The sequence below is a fragment of the Microbacterium sp. LRZ72 genome (genome assembly GCF_033792225.1).
Classification (GTDB): domain Bacteria; phylum Actinomycetota; class Actinomycetes; order Actinomycetales; family Microbacteriaceae; genus Microbacterium.
The window spans coordinates 36,399-54,161 of sequence record NZ_JANGEX010000006.1 but is presented as its reverse complement, the minus strand read 5'-3'; the positions used below and the strand labels follow the sequence as shown (position 1 = coordinate 54,161).

The 17,763-nt window shown below is 70.5% G+C and carries 17 protein-coding genes; 9 read left to right on the top strand and 8 right to left on the bottom strand.

All coding sequences use genetic code 11. The features are described 5' to 3' along the window. The first annotated feature begins 23 nt into the window (after positions 1 to 23). The 8 genes from aceB to M4I32_RS08335 all read left to right on the top strand — a co-directional run bounded on the left by aceB (position 24) and on the right by M4I32_RS08335 (position 9,819). Positions 24 to 1,694: a malate synthase A gene (gene aceB / locus M4I32_RS08370; RefSeq protein ID WP_319034028.1), complete on the top strand. Its 1,671-nt coding sequence runs from the start codon at positions 24 to 26 to the stop codon at positions 1,692 to 1,694. Between the two features lie 168 nt (positions 1,695 to 1,862). Next, positions 1,863 to 3,050 carry an ROK family transcriptional regulator gene (locus tag M4I32_RS08365; protein WP_319034027.1) on the top strand — a complete coding sequence of 396 codons (1,188 nt, stop codon included), beginning with the start codon at positions 1,863 to 1,865 and terminating at the stop codon, positions 3,048 to 3,050. A gap of 88 nt (positions 3,051 to 3,138) precedes the next feature. After that, positions 3,139 to 4,212 (top strand): sugar ABC transporter substrate-binding protein, encoded by a 1,074-nt coding sequence (locus tag M4I32_RS08360; RefSeq protein ID WP_319034026.1) that lies wholly within the window; start codon positions 3,139 to 3,141, stop codon positions 4,210 to 4,212. Further along, positions 4,209 to 5,102, top strand: a complete 894-nt coding sequence (locus tag M4I32_RS08355) for an ATP-binding cassette domain-containing protein (protein ID WP_319034025.1) — start codon at positions 4,209 to 4,211, stop codon at positions 5,100 to 5,102. The genes M4I32_RS08360 and M4I32_RS08355 overlap by 4 nt, the downstream gene beginning before the upstream one ends. 37 nt (positions 5,103 to 5,139) lie before the next feature. Further along, positions 5,140 to 6,318 (top strand): ABC transporter permease subunit, encoded by a 1,179-nt coding sequence (locus tag M4I32_RS08350; protein WP_319034141.1) that lies wholly within the window; start codon positions 5,140 to 5,142, stop codon positions 6,316 to 6,318. A 201-nt stretch (positions 6,319 to 6,519) separates the two neighbouring features. Further along, a complete protein-coding gene (locus M4I32_RS08345; RefSeq protein WP_319034024.1) occupies positions 6,520 to 7,662 on the top strand; it encodes a sugar ABC transporter substrate-binding protein in 1,143 nt (380 codons plus the stop codon). Positions 7,663 to 7,765: 103 nt separating this feature from the next. After that, entirely contained in the window at positions 7,766 to 8,554 is a 789-nt protein-coding gene (locus M4I32_RS08340; RefSeq protein ID WP_319034023.1) for an ATP-binding cassette domain-containing protein, read from the top strand. Further along, positions 8,551 to 9,819, top strand: a complete 1,269-nt coding sequence (locus M4I32_RS08335; protein WP_319034022.1) for an ABC transporter permease subunit — start codon at positions 8,551 to 8,553, stop codon at positions 9,817 to 9,819. Before M4I32_RS08340 ends, M4I32_RS08335 begins: the two co-directional genes overlap by 4 nt. Here the strand turns inward: M4I32_RS08335 and M4I32_RS08330 are convergent. From M4I32_RS08330 to M4I32_RS08315, 4 genes are read right to left on the bottom strand one after another with little or no spacing between them, the layout of a single operon-like run. After that, on the bottom strand, positions 9,816 to 10,448 hold the full coding sequence (locus M4I32_RS08330; protein ID WP_319034021.1) for a response regulator transcription factor: 633 nt from the start codon (positions 10,446 to 10,448) through the stop codon (positions 9,816 to 9,818). The genes M4I32_RS08335 and M4I32_RS08330 overlap by 4 nt on opposite strands. Next, positions 10,445 to 11,716, bottom strand: coding sequence for a sensor histidine kinase (locus M4I32_RS08325; protein ID WP_319034020.1), 1,272 nt, complete (start codon positions 11,714 to 11,716; stop codon positions 10,445 to 10,447). Before M4I32_RS08325 ends, M4I32_RS08330 begins: the two co-directional genes overlap by 4 nt. Before the next feature lie 29 nt (positions 11,717 to 11,745). Further along, positions 11,746 to 12,558 (bottom strand): ABC transporter permease, encoded by an 813-nt coding sequence (locus tag M4I32_RS08320; protein WP_319034019.1) that lies wholly within the window; start codon positions 12,556 to 12,558, stop codon positions 11,746 to 11,748. Then, entirely contained in the window at positions 12,555 to 13,457 is a 903-nt protein-coding gene (locus tag M4I32_RS08315) for an ABC transporter ATP-binding protein (RefSeq protein ID WP_319034018.1), read from the bottom strand. The genes M4I32_RS08320 and M4I32_RS08315 overlap by 4 nt, the downstream gene beginning before the upstream one ends. Before the next feature lie 206 nt (positions 13,458 to 13,663). Between M4I32_RS08315 and M4I32_RS08310 the strand changes: the two genes are divergently transcribed. Next, positions 13,664 to 14,863 (top strand): pyridoxal phosphate-dependent aminotransferase, encoded by a 1,200-nt coding sequence (locus M4I32_RS08310; RefSeq protein WP_319034017.1) that lies wholly within the window; start codon positions 13,664 to 13,666, stop codon positions 14,861 to 14,863. 42 nt (positions 14,864 to 14,905) lie between these two features. Here the strand turns inward: M4I32_RS08310 and M4I32_RS08305 are convergent, their stop codons facing one another. From M4I32_RS08305 to M4I32_RS08290, 4 genes are read right to left on the bottom strand one after another with little or no spacing between them, the layout of a single operon-like run. Continuing rightward, the gene (locus tag M4I32_RS08305) at positions 14,906 to 16,042 is read right to left on the bottom strand and encodes a UDP-N-acetylmuramate dehydrogenase (protein ID WP_319034016.1); all 1,137 of its coding nucleotides are present in this window, start codon (positions 16,040 to 16,042) and stop codon (positions 14,906 to 14,908) included. A gap of 4 nt (positions 16,043 to 16,046) precedes the next feature. Further along, positions 16,047 to 16,463, bottom strand: a complete 417-nt coding sequence (locus M4I32_RS08300) for a MaoC/PaaZ C-terminal domain-containing protein (protein ID WP_319034015.1) — start codon at positions 16,461 to 16,463, stop codon at positions 16,047 to 16,049. Further along, positions 16,460 to 16,909: a MaoC family dehydratase N-terminal domain-containing protein gene (locus M4I32_RS08295; protein ID WP_319034014.1), complete on the bottom strand. Its 450-nt coding sequence runs from the start codon at positions 16,907 to 16,909 to the stop codon at positions 16,460 to 16,462. The genes M4I32_RS08300 and M4I32_RS08295 overlap by 4 nt, the downstream gene beginning before the upstream one ends. 29 nt (positions 16,910 to 16,938) lie before the next feature. Continuing rightward, a complete protein-coding gene (locus M4I32_RS08290) occupies positions 16,939 to 17,745 on the bottom strand; it encodes a sulfite exporter TauE/SafE family protein (RefSeq protein ID WP_319034013.1) in 807 nt (268 codons plus the stop codon). Positions 17,746 to 17,763: the final 18 nt, after the last annotated feature.

Genomic DNA, 17,763 nt, shown 5'->3' with positions numbered 1-17,763 from the left:
TGCAGAACGGTAAAGGACCAGCCATGACCGCGACAGCCACGGGCATCGCGCCCGCCCCACACCCCCGCACAACACAGACGGGCCCGTCGATCGAGATCCTCGGGGCCATGCGTGACCGCTACGACGAGATCCTCACGCCGGATGCCGTCGCGTTCCTCGCCGAGCTGCACGCCCGGTTCTCGGGGGCCCGGCACGACCGGCTCGCCGACCGGATGCGCCGACGCTACGAGATCGGCAACGGGCGCGACCCCCGCTTCCGCGACGACACGGCGCACATCCGCGACGACACCGAGTGGCGCGTCGCGGGCGCCGGCCCCGGCCTGGAGGACCGCCGCGTCGAGATCACCGGCCCGACCGATCCGAAGATGACGATCAACGCCCTCAACTCCGGCGCCAGGGTGTGGCTCGCCGACCAGGAGGATGCGACGAGCCCGACATGGCGCAACGTGATCGAGGGGCAGCTCTCGCTGTACGACGCGATCCGCGGACAGCTCTCGTTCACCGGCCCCGCCTCCGGGACCGCGCCGGGCAAGCGCTACGAGGTCACGGCGGAGCACACGCCGACGATCGTGATGCGGCCCCGGGGCTGGCACCTGGTGGAGAAGCACCTGCGGGTCACCGACCGCGCCGGTCGGCCGATGGCGGCATCCGGTTCGCTGGTGGACTTCGGGCTCTACTTCTTCCACAACGCGCAGGCGCTGATCGACGCCGGCCGCGGGCCCTACTTCTACATCGCCAAGATCGAGAGCGCCGAGGAAGCGCGCCTCTGGGACCAGGTGTTCACCTTCAGCGAGCGGCACCTCGGCATCCCGCACGGCACGATCCGGGCGACGGTGCTGATCGAGACCCTGCCGGCCGCATTCGAGATGGACGAGATCCTGTTCGAGCTGCGCGACCACTGCGCCGGCCTGAACGCCGGACGCTGGGACTACATCTTCTCGATCATCAAGAACTACCGCGGGCGCGGCGCACGGTTCGTGCTCCCCGACCGCAGCGAGGTGACGATGACGGTGCCGTTCATGCGTGCCTACACCGAGCTGCTCGTGCAGACCTGCCACAAGCGGGGAGCGCACGCGATCGGCGGCATGAGCGCGTTCATCCCGAGCCGTCGCGATCCCGAGGTGACGGCGCGGGCGTTCGAGAAGGTCGCCGCCGACAAGAAGCGCGAGGCGGGCGACGGTTTCGACGGCACATGGGTAGCCCACCCCGACCTGATCGACGTGGCGCGCGCCGAGTTCGACGCCGTGCTCGGCGACCGGCCGAACCAGCTCGAGCGCACCCGCGACGACGTCGATGTGCGGGCCGCCGACCTGCTGGACGTGCACATCGGCCTGCCCATCACGGCCGCCGGAGTGCGGGGCAACGTCTCGGTGGCGATCCGCTACCTCGAGGCGTGGCTGCGCGGGCAGGGCGCGGTCGCGATCGACAACCTCATGGAGGATGCCGCGACGGCCGAGATCTCGCGGTCGCAGATCTGGCAGTGGATCCACCAGGACCGTCGCCTCGAGGACGGCACTCCGATCACCTCCGACTACGTCGAGGGGCTGATCGCCGACGTGCTCGGCTCGGTCGATCGCACCGAAGGCGACCGGTTCGCGGATGCCGCGGACGTGTTCCGCGACGTGGCGCTGCGGGAGGAGTTCCCGACGTTCCTCACCCTGGGCGCGTACTCCCGCTTTCTCGTCGAGGTCTGAGGCCCGCGACGGTCCCGGAGCGGTCCAGGCGATAAACCACCGTTCGCGCGAATCGAACCGCATCGCGGCCAGCCTCGCGCGAACGGTGGTTTCTCACGCGCAGCAGGGGCCGGCGAGGTGCCACGATCGGCGCCGTCCGTCCCGGAGCGGTCGGGTACAGTGACCCTCGTGGCACGGCACCAGGCCTCTCCGGGATCGCAGTCGTCCCTGCGAGAGGCGAACCGCGCCCGCGTGATCGACAGCCTGAAGCGCTACGGACGGCTGACGCAGGTCGAGCTGGCGGGCATCACGGGGCTCTCGCCCGCGACGGTGTCGAACATCGTCAAGGAGCTCACCGCCGCCGGCATCCTGCACACCTCCAACACCTCGCGCAGTGGCCGACGCGCGACGCTCGTCTCGCTCGCGCGCCGGCTCGGCATCGTCGCGGGGGTGCACTTCTCGTCGCGCCACCTGCACATCGCGATCGCCGATGCCACGCGCACGATCGTCAGCCAGTCCACCCTTCCGCTTCCCGTCGACCATCGCCACGACGCCGAGCTGGACCGCCTCACGCTGCTGCTCAGCGACATGACGGAGTCGATCGGCGGCTCGCTGAGCGACATCCTGGCCATCGGACTGGCCCTGCCCGCCCCCATCGACCCGACGACCGGTCGCGTCTCGGCGCCGGGACTGCTGCGCGGCTGGGAGGGCGTGGATATCGCGGCCAGCCTGGCCAGGCGCACCGGGCGCGAGGTCTTCATCGACAGCGAAGCGAACCTGGGCGGGCTTGCCGAGGCCCGCGAGGGAGCCACGCGCACATCGGCATCGTCGGTGTACATCCGCGTCGGGCAGACCATCAGTGCCGGTCTCGTCGTGGGCGGCGATCTCTTTCGCGGCGTCAACGGCAAGGCGGGGCAGATCGGTCACATCACGCTCGACGAGAACGGCCCGGTCTGCCGCTGCTCCAACCGCGGCTGCCTCGAGATGTATGCCGGCGGGCCGGCGCTGCTGGGTCTGTTCGGCGCCGACGGAGCCTTCCGCCGGCTGAGCGACCTGGTGCAGGCCGCCGATGTCGGCGACGCACGGGCACGCCGGGTCGTCGCCGACGCGGGCAAGCACCTCGGCATCGCCGCCGCGAGCCTGACGAATCTGTTCGATCCCGAGGTGATCGTCGTCGGCGGCGAGCTCTCCCGCGCGGGGGAGATCCTCCTCGCACCGATGCGGCACGCGCTCGAGCGCGCCGCCCTGTCGGCATCGGGCGAGCTGCCCGAGATCATGGAGTGCAGCTTCGGCGAATGGACCGAGACGCGGGGCGCGATCGCCCTGGCCCTCGATCACGTCGTCGTCGATGCGGACTCCGCCGCGCTGCCCGCCTGAGCGCGGGCGCGAGCCTAGACTCAACGAGTGTCCACGCCGCGTGGACGCTGATTCAATGTCGATTCGACGGTGATCGGATGCTGATCCGATGGTGAACCACCCTCGCCGGGACTCGCGCGCTCCCGCGTTGCTCGGCTCTGCTCTCGCGCTCTGCGTGACCGCCGTGATGCTGACCGGATGCGTCGGCGCGGATGCCGGATCGCAGACGATCGGCCTGCTCCTGCCAGATGCGAAGACCGCTCGATACGAGAGCTTCGACCGCCCGTACTTCGAGGAGCGTGTCGCCGAGCTCGGCGACTACGACGTGCTCTACGCCAACGCCGATCAGGACATGGGCAAGCAGCAGGAGCAGGCGGAGTCGCTGCTCGCCGCGGGAGTGTCGGTGCTGGTGCTCGACCCCGTCGATGCGGAGGCGGCGGTCAGCATCGTCAACGCCGCGTCGGGCCTGGGCGTGCCGGTGGTGTCCTACGACCGGCTGATCGCCGGCGGCGACGTGGCCTACTACGTCTCGTTCGACAACGACCTCGTCGGCGTGCTGCAGGCGCAGGCTCTCGTCAACGCCCTCGCGACGGGCGGGGACGGCGGCATCCTGATGGTCAACGGATCGCCCACCGACAGCAACGCTCCCCAGTTCGAGGAGGGCGCACTCAGCGTGATCGAGTCGAGCCATCTTGAGGTGCTCGCCTCGTACGACACCCCGGATTGGAGCCCGGACAAGGCCCAGGAGTGGGTGTCCGGGCAGATCGCCCGCTTCGGTGACCGGATCGAGGGTGTCTATGCCGCGAACGACGGCACGGCGAGCGGTGCCATCTCGGCGCTGCGCAGCGCGAACGTCAGCCCGCTCCCCCTCGTGACGGGCCAGGATGCCGAACTCGCGGCGATCCAGCGGATCATCACGGGCGACCAGTTCATGACGGTCTTCAAGGACGTGCGCCCCCAGGCGCGCAAGGCCGCCGAGATCGCGGTGGCCCTCGCCGAGGGCGAGGAGGTCAGCTCGCCGGTGCACATCGACGGCGTCCCCGCGACGCTGCTCCTTCCGGTCGCCGTCACGCGGGCGAACATCGCCGCGACGATCGTCGCGGATGGCTTCTGGACACTCGATGAGATCTGCACCGAGAACTACGCCCGCGCGTGCGCCGACGCAGAATTGATCGCGCCGTGAGCGAGGCCGCCGGCGGAGATCGTGCCCGGCAAGCGGTGACCCGCGACCGGATCCTCACCGTCACCGGAGCCACCAAGCGCTTCGGCGCCGTCAGCGCCCTGAACAGCGTGGACTTCTGGGTCGACGAAGGCGAGGTCGTGGCGCTCGTGGGCGACAACGGTGCGGGAAAGTCCACCCTGGTGAAGATGCTCGCGGGAGTGCACGGCCCCGACAGCGGCACGCTCGAGTTCGACGGCGAAGTGGTCTCGCTCGCTGATCCCGCCGATGCCCACGACCTGGGGATCGCGACGGTGTTCCAGGATCTTGCCCTGTGCGACAACCTCGACGTCGTGGCCAACGTCTGGCTCGGTCGGGAACTCGTGACCGAGGGCCGGCTGGACGAGGTCGAGATGGAGCAGCGCACATGGTCGCTGCTGCGCGATCTCTCCGCGCGCATCCCCTCGGTGCGCGACCACGTCTCGACCCTGTCGGGAGGTCAACGACAGACCGTCGCGATCGCGCGGTCGCTCGTCGGCGAGCCGAAGATCGTGATCCTCGACGAACCGACGGCGGCGCTGGGTGTTGCGCAGACCGCGGAGGTGCTCAACCTGATCGAGCGCCTGCGGGAACGGGGGCACGGGGTCGTCCTGGTCAGCCACAACATGGCCGACGTGATGGCGGTCGCCGACCGGGTCGCCGTGCTGCGGCTCGGTCGCAACAACGGGGTGTACAACGTCGCCGACATCACGACCGAGACGCTCCTCGCCGCCATCACCGGGGCGATCGAGCCGCCGAGGGGCGACCTGTCCGTGGCCGGTGATCGTGTCGACGAGCACGGGAGGGCAGCCGGTGTGGTCTCGCTGTCCGACCACGAACGGCACCGCCGAAGGGGCCGGGATGAGCGCATCTGAGTCCGCGCGACGGCCGTTCGGAGGTGTCGGCGATCGGATGAGGGATGCCGCGGCGGCATTCGTCGAACGCACGCGCAGCGGCGATCTGGGGGCGCTGCCCGTCGTGCTGGGCCTGGTCGGCATCTGGGCCGTCTTCCAGATCCTCAATCCCGTCTTCCTCTCGAGCACCAACCTGGTCAACCTGACACTGCAGTCGGCCGCGGTCGGAACCATCACCCTCGGCTTGGTCATCGTGCTGCTGGTCGGTGAGATCGACCTCTCGGTCGGGTCCGTGTCGGGACTCTCGGCCGCCGTGCTCGCGGTCGCGATGGTCGACGCCCGCTGGCCGCTCATCGTCGCCGTGCTCACCGGAGTGCTCGCCGGCACTCTCGTGGGGCTGCTCTACGGGTTTCTGTTCACGCGCTTCGGCGTGCCGAGCTTCGTGATCACCCTGGCGGGGCTCCTCGGCGTCCTGGGCGTGCAGCTGTGGGTGCTCGGCGAGGCGGGATCGATCAACCTGCCGTTCGACTCCTGGCTCGTCGTGTTCGCCCAGCAGCTGTTCCTCCCGGCCTGGGCCTCGTACGCGGTGATCCTGGTCGCCGTGCTCGTCAGCGCGGCGGCGCGCCTGCGCACCGCGCGTCGGCGCGAGCGGGCGAACCTGACCTACCAGAGCACCCGCACGATCGTGCTGCGCGCCCTCGCCGTGCTGGCGGGGCTCTTGGCTGCCGCGTGGTATCTCAACCTCTCGCGTGGTGTGGGGCTGTCGTTCCTGCTGTTCGTGCTGCTCGTCATCGTCGCGGACTTCGCCCTCACGCGCACACGCTGGGGGCGCGCCGTCTACGCGGTGGGCGGTTCCGTCGAGGCGGCGCGCCGTGCGGGCATCCGGGTCGATCGCATCTACATCTCGGCCTTCGTCCTGTGCTCCACTCTGGCCGCGGCCGGGGGCATCCTCGCGGCCTCGCGTCTGGCGGCGGTCAACCAGAGCTCCGGCGCCGCAGACGCGAACCTCAACGCGATCGCCGCCGCGGTGATCGGTGGGGCGAGCTTGTTCGGCGGCCGGGGGCGCGCGTGGGCCGCGCTGCTCGGCATCCTCGTCATCCAGTCGATCTCGTCTGGGCTGACCCTGCTGAACCTGGACTCGTCCGTGCGCTTCATCGTCACCGGCATGGTGCTCGTGCTCGCCGTGATCATCGATTCCACGTCCCGCCGCAGTCGTGCGGCATCCGGACGAAACTGAACTCAAGGCGCGTACCTGGAGGCGCTTGTATTCAGGTACTGAATCCTTGCGCGGCGTCACTCACGCGGCTCACGCGGGTAGAGAACGCCTGCTTCCCCGTGCTGGCAGCAATAGCGCGGGACGGGCGCAACCCCGCACTTGGGATCAATTCGGTAACGCCGCCTTTATTCTTGTGTTCAACTCTTGACGCCAGACGTCCACATGAGCATGCTCGTCCTGCGGGAGCACCGACGCTCCGGCAATCGCATGTTCATCGTGGAAGGGCGAAAGATGAAGAAGTCTCTCCTGCTCCCGGCGCTCGCCGCCGTCGGAGCCTCGGCGGTGCTGCTGGCCGGCTGTTCCGGCTCGAGCACCCCCTCGTCGACGGACGGTGGCGGCGAAGCCACCGGACGTGCCTGCGTGATCCTCCCCGACGCCGCATCATCGCCGCGCTGGGAGAACTTCGACCGCAAGTACCTGCAGGAAGGCCTGGAGGAGGCCGGATTCGAGGTCGACATCCAGAACGCGCAGGGCGATGTCGCGAAGTACTCCACCATCGCGGATCAACAGCTCACGCAGGGGTGCGGCGTCATGCTGCTCGTCGACTACCAGGGCGCCGCCGAGGCGGTAGCCGAAAAGGCCTCGGCAGAGGGCATCCCGGTGATCGCGTACGACCGACCGTTCACCGGTGCCGACTACTACGTCTCGTTCGACAACATGGAAGTCGGCCGGATGCAGGGGCAGACCGTGCTGAACGGCCTCGAGGCCGAGGGCAAGGACCCCGCCGAGGCGACGGTCGTCTACGTCGGCGGAGACCCCACCGACGGCAACGCCGCGATGTTCCACGACGGCGCCGACGAGGTGCTCGCCGAGGCGGGCGTCGTTCCGGCGGCCGAGCCCCCGGGGGCGTGGGACCAGGCCAAGTCGCAGACCAACTTCGAACAGGCTCTCACCAGCCTCGACGGCGAGGTCGACGGCGTCTGGGTCGCGAACGACACGAACGCCGCCGGCGTGATCAAGGTGCTGCAGGACAACAACCTTGCCGGCGTCGCGGTATCGGGCCAGGACGCGAACGTGGCGGGTCTGCAGAACATCCTGCTCGGATGGCAGACGGCGACGGTCTACAAGCCCGTCAAGGACGAAGCCACCGCCGCCGTGGACGTGGCCGTCGCCCTGCTCAACGGCGAGGACGTGGAGACGGATGCCGCGCTGGATGACGGAACCCCGTACATCCAGGTGACGCCGATCCTGGTCGGTCCGAACGAAGTCGCCGACGTGATCGCCGCCGGCGATGCCGCGTACGACGACGTCTGCACACCGGACGTCATGGAGGCCTGCGAGGAGTTCGGCGTCACCGCGCCGTAGCCACTCACGGCGGGGGCGTCGCGTCGGCAGCACGACGCGACGCCCCCGCTCCACGATCCCGACCCGATCGGCGACGCCCGATCCGACTCGCAAGGAAGCGAAGATGCCAGACCCGATCATCGAACTGGTGGGTGTGAGAAAGTCCTTCGGCCCCGTCACCGTGCTGAAGGGCGTGGACCTGAAGGTGCACCCCGGCAGAGTCACCGCCCTCGTGGGCGACAACGGCGCGGGCAAGTCCACGCTCATCAAGGGCCTCGCGGGCGTGCAGCCCTATGACCAGGGCGAGGTGCTCATCGACGGTGTGCACCGCGACCTGGGCACGCCCCGCGAGGCCGCCGCCCTGGGGATCGAGGTCGTGTACCAGGATCTCGCGCTCTGCGACAACCTCGACATCGTGCAGAACATGTTCCTCGGGCGCGAGGAGCTCTCGTTCGGCACGTTCGACGAGGGCCGAATGGAGAAGGACGCCTCCGACACGCTGCGATCGCTCTCGGTGCGCACCGTGAAGTCGGTGCGGCAGCGGGTCTCGTCCCTCTCGGGCGGTCAACGCCAGACCGTCGCGATCGCGCGCGCGGTGCTCAAGAAGGCCCGCGTCGTCATCCTCGATGAGCCGACCGCCGCGTTGGGCGTCGCACAGACCGAACAGGTGCTGAACCTCGTCCGGCGGCTGTCGGAACAGGGGGTCGCGGTCGTGCTGATCAGTCACAACCTCGCCGACGTGTTCGCCGTGGCCGACGACATCGCCGTGCTCTACCTCGGCCAGCTCGTCGCGCAGCTCGAAGCCCTCACCACCACGCGTGACGACGTCGTGGCCTACATCACCGGAACGAAGACTCCCCCTGGGTTCACCCTCGAGGAGACCAGCACGATCGCCACGGGAGGCGCAGAATGACCACCACGTCGAAGGAAGCCGCTCCCCCTCTCGTGAGCGAGGGGATGATCGGCTCCGGCATCGAGGGCGGCCTGGTCGACCAGATCCGGGCCTGGTGGCAGCGGGTGCGCTCGGGCGACATGGGCGCCCTCCCCGCCATCGGCGGTCTGGTGGTGCTCGGCATCCTCTTCAGCACGCTGAGCCCGTTCTTTCTCACCGAGCGCAACTTCGCCAATCTGATGAACCAGGCCGCGACGCTGGTCATGCTCGGCATCGCGCTCGTCTTCGTGCTGCTCCTCGGTCAGATCGACCTCTCGGCCGGCGTCACGGGAGGGGTGGCCATGGCGCTCTTCGTCGTGCTGAACGCGCAGTTCGGTGTGCCCTGGCCGCTCGCGCTGCTGATCGGCTTCGGCGTCGGCTTCGGCACGGGAGCGCTCATCGGCTTCTTCGTGGCGAGGGTGGGCATCCCCTCCTTCGTCGTGACGCTGGGGTTGTTCCTGGGCTACCAGGGACTCGCGCTGCTCATCATCGGCGACGGCGGCCTCTACCGGCTGCAGGTGCCCGAACTCATCGCCATCCAGAATGGCAATCTCCCGGTCTGGGCGGGCTGGGCGCTTCTGACGATCATGCTCGCGGTCTCGGGCGGCACATCCTGGTGGGACCGCAGGCGGCGCACGCGGGCGGGAGTGCCGAATCGCACCATCACGATCGTCTGGATCAAGCTCGCGGCCATCGCCCTCATCGGCGGTGTGGTGGTCTACGTGCTCAATCAGGACCGCGGGCAATCGGTCGTCGCCGTCCAGGGCGTTCCCCTGATCGTCCCGATCGTGCTGCTCGTGCTCTGGATCGGCACGTTCGTGCTCGACCGCACGCGCTTCGGTCGCTACATCTACGCGATCGGCGGCAATGCCGAGGCGGCGCGGCGGTCGGGCATCAAGGTGCGCATGATCATGTGGTGGGCATTCGTGATCTGCTCGACCCTCGCGGTGCTCTCGGCGCTGTTCAGCGTGGCACGGGTGGGGTCGGTCGACGCGACCGTCGGTCGGGACATCGTGCTGAGCGGCGTCGCGGCCGCCGTCGTCGGCGGGGTCAGCCTCTTCGGCGGCAAGGGGCGCCTCGTGAACGCCGCGATCGGCGCCCTCGTGATCGCCGTCATCACCAACGGACTCGGCCTGCTCGGCCTGCCGGCCGGCATCAACCTTCTCGTCACGGGCGGCGTGCTCATCCTGGCGGCGACGGTCGACGCCGTCTCGCGGCTGCGTTCCGGGGGCGGCTCACGGGCCTAAGGAAGCAGCCCCCGTTCCATCGCCAGCGTGACGGCGCGGGTGCGGTCGGTCACGCCGAGCTTGTCGAAGACCTTCAGCAGGTGCGTCTTCACTGTCGACTCGCCGATCCCCAGCTCAGCGGCGATCTGCTTGTTGCTGCGGCCCTGGGCCACCCGCGCCAGCACCTCGCCCTCCCGGGCGGTGAGCGACGCGGATGCCGCAGGCTCCCGCATCCGCTGCACGAGGGTCACCGCGACCTGGGGAGAGAGCGCCGTCTGCCCGGCAGCCACCGAGCGGATGCCCGCCACGATCTCGGCCTGCGGCGCCGCCTTCAGCAGATAGCCGCTCGCGCCCGCCTCGATGGCCGCGAGGATCTGGTCGTCGGACTCGTAGGTGGTGAGGATCAACACACGCGGCGCCGGGTCGCCGGCCTCGCCGGCGACGATCCGGGCGGTCGCGGCGACGCCGTCGACCCCCGGCATCCGCAGGTCCATCAGCACGACGTCGGGACGCATCGCCGCCGCCATCCGCACGGCCGCCTCGCCATCGGGGGCCTCCCCGACCACCTCGAACGTCGGCTCGTCCGAGAGCAGCCCGGCAAGACCGGCGCGCACGACGGGGTGGTCGTCGGCGATGAGCAGGCGGATCATGCGTCGGCCCTCGCGTTCGTCGGCGATGCGGCGGCGCCGAGACCGCCGTCGGCCGGGCCGTCGCCCTCGGCGGGCCGCGGGGGAGACTCGTCGGATGCCGCCGCAGCCGGCAGCCGCACGAGCACCTCGGTGCCGCGGCCCGGCGCGGAGTCGATGCGCAGCTCTCCCCCGGCCAGCCCCACCCGCTCGCGCATGCCGTCGAGGCCGTAGCCGGATCCGGGCGACGTCGGATCGAACCCACGGCCGTCGTCCACGATGCGCACCCGCACGGCTCCTGCGGCGTCCACCGCGACCCCCACCCGCACGAAGGTCGCGGCGGCGTGCCGGTGCACGTTCGCCAGGCCCTCCTGCAGACAGCGCAGCACGACCACCTGCGCCTCGCGCCCGATGGACGCCGCGCCCTCGACCACGTCGACGCTCGCATCGATCGTCAGGCCGGCCTCGGCGCGGAACCGGTGCACCAGGCGGTCCACGGCCGCCTCGAGCACCGCGTCGCCCGGCACGGCCGCCGTGCGCGAGACCAGCGCCCGGGCCTCGCCGAGCGCCTCGCGGGCCGACTGCTCGACCGTGGCGATGGTGGCCGCCGCGGCATCCGCCTGCCCGTCGCGGGACTGCGCGCCGGCGCGCTCGGCCAGCAGCACGAGCCCGGCGAGCGTCTGCGCGAGGGTGTCGTGGATGTCGCGCGCCAGTCGCTCGCGTTCGGTCGCCGCACCCCGTTCGCGGCTGAGCGCCTCGACCTGCTCCTGCGCCGCCGTCAGCTCGGCGAGCAGCCGGCCGCGCTCTTCGCCGTCCTCGGCGATGCGGTAGATCCAGAGGCCGAAGGCGGTGGCGAACGCAAACGAGAGCACCCCCGTCGTCGTCGCCGACACGAAGGCGCCCCCGTCGAAGCCGCCGCCCCAGAACACGCCCAGCCAGACCGACAGCGCGATCGCGCCCGAGGCGATGATCGCGCGGCGCCGGTCGGGCGACATCACCCAGACGAGGGGGTACGCGAGCGTCTGGAGGATGGAGAGGAAGGGCGAGATGCTCGTCGCGGCCACGAGCATGACCCCGAACACGGCCACGAGCACGATGTAGCGCCACAGCGGCGGGGCCGTGCCGATCAGGGGGCGTGCGACGCCCACGTAGAGCGCGGCGAAGACCGCGACCGCCACGATCCCCTCGATGCGGCGGGCGCCGGGATCGGGACCGAGGCCGACGAGGATGCCGACGACGAGCACGGCCCCTCCCCCCGCGAACGCGATGTCCCACCAGCGCTTCTCGAACATGCCGCCTCCTGCCGCCTCCCGCGCTCAGGCTACGCGTCGCGCCGGATCCACCGGAAGGTGGCGCGGCTGAGCACGAGACCCACGGCCAGCCAGACCGCGAGCGCGAGCGCGACCCACCCGAGACCCCAGACGCCGCCCGACTCGAGCACCGCGTACTCCTCGGGCAGGAACACCGAACGCATCCCCTTCGCCATCCAGGCCAGCGGGAACAGGTTGGCGATGTTCTGCAGCCACTCGGGCAGCAGCCAGAAGAACAGGTAGACGCCCGAGATGAACTGCAGCACGAGACCGATGGGCACGACGACCGCGGCCGCGCTCCGGCCGGTGCGCGGAAGGGCCGAGACCGCGATGCCGAGCAGCGCCGAGGTGGTGATGCCGAGCACGAAGATCCACGCGAAGGTGCCCCAGGCGCCGGCATCCGTGGGCAGTTCGACACCGAACACGAGCACCGCGACGCCCAGCAGCAGGGCCGCCTGCAGCACGCCCGTCACGAGCACCTGCCCGATCTTGCCGAGAAAGTAGCTCACCGGCGACAGCGGGGTGCCGCCCAGCCGCTTCAGAGACCCGTCGGTGCGCTCGAGTGCGATGTCGATCGCGAGGTTCTGAAAGCCCGACAGCAGCAGACCGGCCGCCATCAGCCCCGGCAGATAGACCTGCGCGACCGGCAGCGCGGGCACCCCGGGGGCCGGCTGAAAGTCGCCGTCCGCGCCGAAGACCGAGCTGAACAGCGCGAGCATCACGATCGGAAAGAGGAACGTGAAGAAGAGCGTGTCGGCCGAGCGGAAGTACCCGCGCAGCTCGTATCGGGTGCGCCAGAGACCCAGGGTGGCGACATTGTTCATGACCGTGCTCCTTCGCTGTCGGCGCCCGCGGGCGCGGTGGCGAGGGGCAGGGATGCCGTGCCCTCGCCGACCAGGTCGAGGTAGATGTCTTCGAGGCTCGGGCGGCGCACCTCCAGCGCCTCCGGTTCGGCGCCGAGCCGATCCGTGATCTCGCGCACCACCTGCGCCGGCCGGGCGTCGCGCACCTCGCGCATCTCGCCACCCTCGAACCAGCGCACGACCGGAATGCGGGCGTCCTCGCCCCCGAAAGTGGCGACGGGACCGATCGCTTTGAGTCCGCCGTCGGTGATGACCGCGACACGGTCGGCCAGCTGCGCCGCCTCGTCGAGGTAGTGCGTCGTGAGCAGGATCGTGACGCCGTCGTGCTTGAGCCCCCGGATCAGCCCCCAGAACTCGCGCCGCGCGTGCGGGTCGAAGCCCGTGGTCGGCTCGTCGAGGAAGAGCAGCTCGGGGCTTCCGATGATGCCGAGTGCGACATCCACCCGCCGGTGCTGTCCGCCCGAGAGCTTGGCGATGCGCGTCGACGCCTGCGCCTCGAGCCCGACCGCGGCGATCACCTCGTCGACGTCGCGCGCGCCGGGATAGTAGCCGGCGAACTGACGCAGCTGCTCGCGCACCGTGTACTCGCCCGCCTGACCGGCGCTCTGCAGCACGATGCCCAGCCGGGCCTTCCAGTCGCGCCCGCCACGGGCCGGATCGACCCCGAGCACCGACACCTCGCCGCCGGAGCGGCGACGGTAGCCCTCGAGGATCTCGACGGTCGTGGATTTTCCCGCACCGTTCGGGCCAAGCAGGGCGAACGTCTCGCCCCGTTCGATGTCGAACGAGACGTCATCCACCACCCGGGCGTCGCCATAGTTCTTGTGCAGGTTCCGCACCCGCACCGCATTCGTGTCCATGCCTCCAGCGTGGCGCGTCGCGACGACGGACGACAGCGCCCATTCGCCCGAGCCGCCCTCCCCCATTCGGTGGAGTCCCGGCATCCGCCCCGGCCAGCCGAGCAGGATGCCGGCCCACGGAAACCAACGTCCGCGCGAGACCCGACGCGTCGCGGGAGGTTTCGCGCGAACGTTGGTTTCTCACGGGGCCGAGTACCCTCGAAGGCGTGACTGAACGCGCCCCGCTCTCCCGCAAACTGTCCGCGATCGCCGAATCGGCCACCCTCAAGGTCGATGCCAAGGCCAAGGCCCTGCAAGCCGACGGGCGCCCCGTCATCTCGTACGCGGCGGGCGAGCCCGACTTCGCGACCCCCGCCTTCGTGGTGGATGCCGCGGCCGAGGCGCTGCGCGATCCCGCCAATTTCCGCTACACCCCGGCCGCCGGCCTGCCCGTGCTGCGGGAAGCCATCGCGGCCAAGACGCTGCGCGATTCCGGGCTCGAGGTCGAGCCGACGCAGGTGATCGTGACCAACGGCGGCAAGCAGGCGGTGTACCAGGCGTTCCAGACGGTGGTGAACCCGGGCGACGAGGTGCTGCTGCCCGCGCCGTACTGGACCACGTACCCCGAGGCGATCGCGCTGGCCGACGGCGTGCCGGTCGAGGTGTTCGCCGGCGCCGACCAGGAGTACAAGGTCACGGTCGATCAGCTCGAGGCCGCGCGCACCGACCGCACGACCGTGCTCGTGTTCGTCTCGCCCTCGAACCCGACGGGCGCGGTCTACACGGCCGAGGAGACCAGGGCGATCGGCGAGTGGGCGCTGGCGCACGGCATCTGGGTGGTCACCGATGAGATCTACCAGAACCTCGTCTACGCCGGCGCCCGCGCCATCTCGATCGTCGAGGCCGTGCCGGAGCTGGCCGGCCAGACGCTGCTGGTCAACGGGGTCGCGAAGACGTACGCGATGACCGGCTGGCGGGTCGGCTGGATGGTGGGGCCGAAGGATGCCGTGAAGCTGGCGCAGAACCTGCAATCGCACCTCTCGAGCAACGTCAACAACATCGCCCAGCGCGCCGCGCTCGCCGCCCTGACGGGGCCGCAGACCGAGGCGGAGGGCTTCCGCCTCGCGTTCGACCGCCGGCGCAGCCTGATCATCGACGAGCTGTCGAAGATCGACGGCATCACCGTGCCGAGTCCGGGCGGCGCGTTCTATGTGTACCCGGACGTGAACGGCCTTCTCGGACGCGAGTGGGCCGGCAAGACGCCCACGACCTCGCTCGAGCTCGCCGACCTCATCCTCGACGAGGCCGAGGTCGCCGTCGTGCCGGGCGAGGCCTTCGGCCCCAGCGGATACCTGCGGATGTCGTACGCCCTGGGCGACGACGCGCTGCTGGAGGGCGTTCGCCGCCTGCAGCGGCTCTTCGCCTGACCCGGGCGGCGGCGCGCGTGCCTCCGCCCGGTTCCGTGCGGGCTACAGCTCCACGCCGACCAGCACCGGCTCGGGCTGCAGGATGAGCCCGTACTCCGCGGCGACACGCCCCTGGATGAACCGGGCCAGCTCGGCGATCTCGGCCGCGGTCGCCGCGTTGCGGTTGGTCAGTGCCAGCGCGTGCTTGGTCGACAGCGCCGCGCGCGACCTCGGCAGCTTGAATCCCTTGCGCAGCCCGGAGTTCTCGATGAGCCACGCGGCCGAGACCTTCACTTCGGGCGCGGCGCCCCTCGGCGCGGCGACGACGCCGTCGTAGCTCGCCAGGGGGATGACGGTGACCGTGTCGATCTCGGGATGGAGCGGCCACCGCGGGCATTCCGGGGGCAGCGTGCGGGCGAAAGCGGCCGACACGATGGCGTTCTGAAAGAAGGAGCCCGCGCTGTGCGTGTCAGGATCGGCATCGTCGAGCACCATGCCCTTGGCCGCCCGCGTGGTGAGCACGTGCTCGCGCACCCATGCCAGCGTCACGGCTTCGCCCTCGGCGAGCCCCAGCGCCCGCCGAAGCTGCTCACCCTGCACCGGGTATGCGTCCGCTCCGATCTCGCGCAGCTCGAGCGTGACCGAGAGGATCACGGCGGAGCGCGGCGCCACCGAACCGTGGTGCTGCTTGAGCACCGAGGTGCGAAACCCCAGCCCCAGTTCGGATGCCGGCACGACCGACACCTCGCCATCGCGCTCGTCGATCAGCTCGACCTCGACGAGCGTCTGGTCGATCTCCTGCCCGTACGCGCCGATGTTCTGCACGGGAGCGGCGCCGACGGTGCCCGGGATGCCCGACATCGCCTCGATACCGGCGAGCCCCTCCGCGACGGTGAACGCCACGAGCTCGTCCCAGTCGTGGCCTGCCTCGACGCGCACGCGCACGCGTCCCTCGTGCGGAGACGGCATCCGCTCGATGCCCCGGGTGCGCATGAGGATCACCGTGCCCTCGAGGTCGTCGTCGCCGACGAACAGGTTCGAGCCCCCGCCCACGACGAGGCAGGGCTCGTGCTCGGCCCAGGCGTCGCGCAGTTCCTCGATCGCCTCGTCGCGCGTGCGCACCTCGACCATGCGTTCGGGCGCACCGCCGGTGCGCAGCGTCGTCAGCTGCGACAGCGGCACGGGCGTGATATCCGGCATCAGCTCACCCGAGCGTCACCCGCACCTGGGCTTTGCCCAGCACGGTGGTGTCGGCGTGCGTGACGGTCAGGTCGATGCGTGCGGTGCAGGCCTCGGCATCCACCTGACCGACGGTGGCGACGACGTGCACGTCCGCTCCCGCGTCCGCATCCACCACGACCGGACGGGTGAAGCGCACGCCGTAGTCGGTGATGCGGCCCGCGTCGCCCAGCCAGGGCACGATGGTCGCGCCGGCCAGGCCCATCGTGAGCATGCCGTGCGCCAGCACGCCGGGCAGGCCGACGCGTGCGGCGACGTCGTCGCGATAGTGGATCGGGTTGAAGTCGCCCGACGCGCCCGCGTACCGCACGAGCGACTCGCGGGTCAGGTGCACGGAGCGCTCGGCGACGACGTCGCCCACGGCGGGCAGCTCGGCGCTCATGCGCTCTCCCCTCCGACCAGCAGAACGGATGTCGCGGTCACGACGTGTGCGCCGGCGGCATCCGTGATCGCGGTCTCGCTCGTGACCAACGCGTTGCCGCCTACGGCGCGAACGCCCGTGACGGCGAGCGTGGCGCGCAGCTCATCGCCCGCCACGATCGGGCGCGTGTAGTGGAAACGCTGCTCGGCGTGCACGGTGCGCTCGAGAACGATGCCGGAGTCGGGCTGGGCCAGCAGCTGCTGGAGCGTCAGATCCTGCACCACCATGGCGAAAGTCGGCGGCGCGACCACGTCGTCGTATCCGAGCTCACGCGCCGCGGAGGGGTCCTCGTGCTGGGGGTCGGTCGCGAAGACGGCCCGGGCGAACTCCCGGATCTTCTCGCGCCCGACGAGATACGGATCGGTGGGCGGGAAGGCCCGCCCGACGAGTTCGGGGTTCACTGGCACCCGGCCATCCTACCGAGGGGCTCGGACGGTCACTTCTTGCGGCCGCGCAGCGCCCGGATCACGAGCTGCGCCGTGATGAACACGAGGAAGACGGCGAAGATCGCGTTGCCGGTCAGCGGGTCCACGCTCTTGGCGATCCACGCGCCGAGGGCGGTCGTGGTGCACGCCGACAGGCCGATGAGCGCCGCGCCGACAAGGTTGACGTTGCGCCGACCGAGATTGCCGATCGTGCCCGAGAGCGCCGTGGGGATCATCATCATCAGGCTCGTGCCGCGGGCGATCAGATCGCTCGTGCCGAAGAAGAGCATCAACGCGGGCACGACGATGATGCCGCCGCCGACGCCGAGCAGGCCCGAGAGGATCCCTGTGACGAGGCCGAGACCCACGAGGCCGAGACCGGCGTACCAGGTCAGCTCGAAGGGGTCGTCGCGCTGCGGCACGACGAGGAAGAGGCTCACGATGACCGCGAGCAGGAACACGGCGAACCCGAGCTGGAGCGCACGCACCGGCACACGGGGAAGCAGCCACGCCCCGATCTGCGCGCCCACGACGGCCCCCGCGGCGAGGATGAGGGCCTGCAGCCACGCGACGTCGCCCGACAGCCCGTACGACGCCACCCCGACCGTCGCGATCGGCACGATCGCCGCGAGCGAGGTGCCGGCGGCGAGACGCTGCGGATAGGCCAGCAGCAGCACGAGCAGGGGGACGATGACGACACCGCCGCCGACGCCGAACATGCCGGAGAGCAGTCCCGCGAACAGGCCGATGCCCACGTGGAGCAGGACACGCGACGGGTTCCATGCCTTCTCCGTCGGCTCTGCGCCTGACTCGCCCATGCTCCGCCCTCCTGTGTT

Excerpts from the sequence above, each read along its gene's own strand:
- M4I32_RS08290 (WP_319034013.1), bottom strand. The coding sequence starts at position 17,745 with ATGGGCGAGTCAGGCGCAGAGCCGACGGAGAAGGCATGGAACCCGTCG.
- M4I32_RS08325 (WP_319034020.1), bottom strand. The coding sequence starts at position 11,716 with ATGTTCGAGAAGCGCTGGTGGGACATCGCGTTCGCGGGGGGAGGGGCC.
- M4I32_RS08305 (WP_319034016.1), bottom strand. The coding sequence starts at position 16,042 with ATGCCGGATATCACGCCCGTGCCGCTGTCGCAGCTGACGACGCTGCGC.
- M4I32_RS08320 (WP_319034019.1), bottom strand. The coding sequence starts at position 12,558 with ATGAACAATGTCGCCACCCTGGGTCTCTGGCGCACCCGATACGAGCTG.
- M4I32_RS08330 (WP_319034021.1), bottom strand. The coding sequence starts at position 10,448 with ATGATCCGCCTGCTCATCGCCGACGACCACCCCGTCGTGCGCGCCGGT.
- aceB (WP_319034028.1), top strand. The coding sequence starts at position 24 with ATGACCGCGACAGCCACGGGCATCGCGCCCGCCCCACACCCCCGCACA.
- M4I32_RS08340 (WP_319034023.1), top strand. The coding sequence starts at position 7,766 with ATGCCAGACCCGATCATCGAACTGGTGGGTGTGAGAAAGTCCTTCGGC.
- M4I32_RS08335 (WP_319034022.1), top strand. The coding sequence starts at position 8,551 with ATGACCACCACGTCGAAGGAAGCCGCTCCCCCTCTCGTGAGCGAGGGG.
- M4I32_RS08300 (WP_319034015.1), bottom strand. The coding sequence starts at position 16,463 with ATGAGCGCCGAGCTGCCCGCCGTGGGCGACGTCGTCGCCGAGCGCTCC.
- M4I32_RS08345 (WP_319034024.1), top strand. The coding sequence starts at position 6,520 with ATGAGCATGCTCGTCCTGCGGGAGCACCGACGCTCCGGCAATCGCATG.
- M4I32_RS08360 (WP_319034026.1), top strand. The coding sequence starts at position 3,139 with ATGGTGAACCACCCTCGCCGGGACTCGCGCGCTCCCGCGTTGCTCGGC.
- M4I32_RS08315 (WP_319034018.1), bottom strand. The coding sequence starts at position 13,457 with ATGGACACGAATGCGGTGCGGGTGCGGAACCTGCACAAGAACTATGGC.
- M4I32_RS08350 (WP_319034141.1), top strand. The coding sequence starts at position 5,140 with ATGAGGGATGCCGCGGCGGCATTCGTCGAACGCACGCGCAGCGGCGAT.